2 protein-coding genes and 1 tRNA gene are annotated in these 2,955 nt (G+C 32.4%); 2 read left to right on the forward strand and 1 reads right to left on the reverse strand.

The genetic code is table 11. From position 1 onward, the window contains the following. Nucleotides 1-1,584 (forward strand): hypothetical protein (locus U9R42_07530; protein MEA3495869.1); only part of this gene is annotated, 1,584 nt, incomplete at its 5' end. 419 nt (nucleotides 1,585-2,003) lie between these two features. Here U9R42_07530 and U9R42_07535 read toward each other — a convergent pair. Beyond that, nucleotides 2,004-2,077: transfer RNA gene (locus tag U9R42_07535), tRNA-Ile, on the reverse strand. Nucleotides 2,078-2,133: 56 nt separating this feature from the next. Between U9R42_07535 and U9R42_07540 the strand changes: the two genes are divergently transcribed. Next, nucleotides 2,134-2,751 carry an HAD-IA family hydrolase gene (locus tag U9R42_07540; GenBank protein ID MEA3495870.1) on the forward strand — a complete coding sequence of 206 codons (618 nt, stop codon included), beginning with the start codon at nucleotides 2,134-2,136 and terminating at the stop codon, nucleotides 2,749-2,751. The last annotated feature ends 204 nt before the right edge of the window (nucleotides 2,752-2,955 follow it).

The raw sequence follows: 2,955 nt of genomic DNA on the forward strand, positions 1-2,955 counted from the left end.
GATGGTATTGATATTACCGGTACAACTATTAAAGTTGACCCAACTGCTAATAGCGGGCTTACCTTTAGCGGTGGACAATTAGAAGTTAATCCGGGTGTAGGACTTACATTATCAGGTGGTTTACTTAATGCAACTGCTTCTACTGCAATGTGGAATTCAAATAAATTACAAGGTAGGGATATTGACAATCCATTAAATCCTACTGATGGACAAATTTTAAAATGGGATAATGCAAACTCTGAATGGATAGCAACAACAGATAACAACACTACATATACAGCAGGAGATGGTATTGATATTACCGGTACAACTATTAAAGTTGACCCAACAGCAAACAGCGGGCTTACCTTTAGCGGTGGACAATTAGAAGTTAATCCGGGTGTAGGACTTACATTATCAGGTGGTTTACTTAATGCAACTGCTTCTACTGCAATGTGGAATTCAAATAAATTACAAGGTAGGGATATTGACAATCCATTAAATCCTACTGATGGACAAATTTTAAAATGGGATAATGCAAACTCTGAATGGATAGCAACAACAGATAACAACACTACATATACAGCAGGAGATGGTATTGATATTACCGGTACAACTATTAAAGTTGACCCAACAGCAAACAGCGGTCTTACATTTAGTGGAGGACAATTAGAAGTAAATGCTGGAACAGGACTTACATTATCAGGTGGTTTACTTAATGCAACTGCTTCTACTGCAATGTGGAATTCAAATAAATTACAAGGTAGGGATATTGACAATCCATTAAATCCTACTGACGGACAAATTTTAAAATGGGATAATGCAAATTCTGAATGGATAGCTTCTGATGATCTTACTGCCGTATTAACAGGAGGAGATGGTATTGATATTACAGGAACAGTTACCAGTGTTGATTATTCTGCAAACAGCGGATTAACATTCACAGGAGGAGGAGAGCTGGAAATAAATCCTGGAACAGGATTATCATTAAGTGGTGGGTTATTAAATGCAAATGCTTCTACTTCAATGTGGAATGCTAATAAATTACAAGGTAACGATGTTGATAATACAGCACCAAATGATGGAGAAGTATTGAAATGGGACAATGCAAATACTGAATGGGCTCCATCAACAAATGACGAAATAACAGATGCTGATAATGACACTAAAATACAAGTTGAAGAAGCTGCTGATGAAGATAAAATCAAGTTTGATGTAGCAGGTACAGAAGCTATGATAATTGATAATGATGGCAAAGTTGGAATTGGAACATCAACACCAAAATCAGATTTTGAAATAAATGCCAGTATGGGATGGAAAATCCAAACAGCTTCTGCTAATACTACATTAGATAATTCCTACAATGTAATTCTCGCAAATAATGCTTCAGGCTTAGCAAATGCCATAATCTTAACATTACCTGCCGCCAATAGTTGTAAAGGACGAGTTTACTCTATCAAAATAATAAATAATGGTATTGTTGAATTAAATGCTGGTACTGATGACATTGAAGCTAGTGGGTCAACATATACCATTTCAACAAATAAAGAAGTTGTACGAATAATTAGTGATGGTAGTGATTGGTGGATTATTGGATCAAATTAAAAATTAAGGGGGGGGGTTATAAATACATTCGCATTAAGATTTTCAGAGTTTTTTATAGACAATGAAAAATTTTGAAGCACTATCGAGCTAATGTAAAAATTTTTGAAGAAGTATATGAAAACCTCTGAAAACCCTTTGGGAACAAAGATAATCAACAATCTGACTGCGTTAAAATTTTTCTCAATAGCTTGTGCCTCCGCTAAAGCTTCAGCGACACGCGGAATGCTATTCAGAAAAATTTGTGCCTTGCATCTTATTCATTATCTTTGTTTCTTAAAAGAAATGCATTTATACCCACCCCCTTAAACTAATAATAACAAATTTAAAAGGCAACTTCAACAAAAGAAGTTGCTTTTTTTTTCAATAAGAAATTAAAAGAGTTGAAAAATGGAGAGTGAAATAAAGGCTTGTAAAAAAAGTGGGCCCGGTAGGACTTGAACCTACGACCAATAGATTATGAGTCTACTGCTCTAACCAACTGAGCTACGGGCCCTGCAAAAAATTGCGACTGCAAAGGTAAGAATCTTTTAATAAACAATTTATTAATTTATGACGGAAATTGAAAATATTATTTTTGACTTTGGTGGTGTATTATACGATATTGATGTTCAACTATCAATTGATGCTTTTAAAAAAATCGGAATTGTAAATAAGCCTTGGCAAGATGGACAAGATAAAATATTTGATCTTATTGAAAAAGGACTTATGAACAACAAGGAAATTATTGAATATTTTAGGTCAGATAATAATCTAACAGATAGTGAAATTTTAAAAGCATTTAATGCCATTTTAATAGGTGTCAATAAAAAGAGTTATAAGAATCTATTGAAACTTAAAAAAAATTATTCGCTATTTTTGTTAAGTAATACAAATGAAATTCACTTTGATAAATTCTCAAAAGAAATTATAGAGGATAAAAATACTAAAGAATTTTACAATTGCTTTACAAAAGAATATTATTCCTACAAGTTAAAAATGAGAAAACCTGATAAGGAAATATTCCAATATTTAATAAATGACAGTAAAATTGAAGCAAAAAAAAGTCTTTTTATTGACGATACTTTTAGTAATCTTGAGAATGCAAAAAAATTGGGATTAAAAACATTTTGGATGAATAATAACAATAGTTGGAATAGTTTGATTGAGGAGTTTGGATTAAAAATTTAAACATTTAGGGGGGATCTATAAATACATTCGCCTTCCTATGTCGGCAGACAGGCATTAAGATTTTCAGAGTTTTTTACAGACAATGAAAAAAATTGAAAATAATGTATCAACTACAAAAATATAAACAGATGGAAATAATATCGAATACAGAACAAGGAATAACGAATACTGAAATAATGAGTCCACTCTAAAAAGTAATGAGTG

Source organism: Bacteroidota bacterium (assembly GCA_034723125.1).
In the GTDB taxonomy this organism is placed as follows: domain Bacteria; phylum Bacteroidota; class Bacteroidia; order CAILMK01; family JAAYUY01; genus JAYEOP01.

Excerpts from the sequence above, each read along its gene's own strand:
- U9R42_07540 (MEA3495870.1), top strand. The coding sequence starts at position 2,134 with ATGACGGAAATTGAAAATATTATTTTTGACTTTGGTGGTGTATTATAC.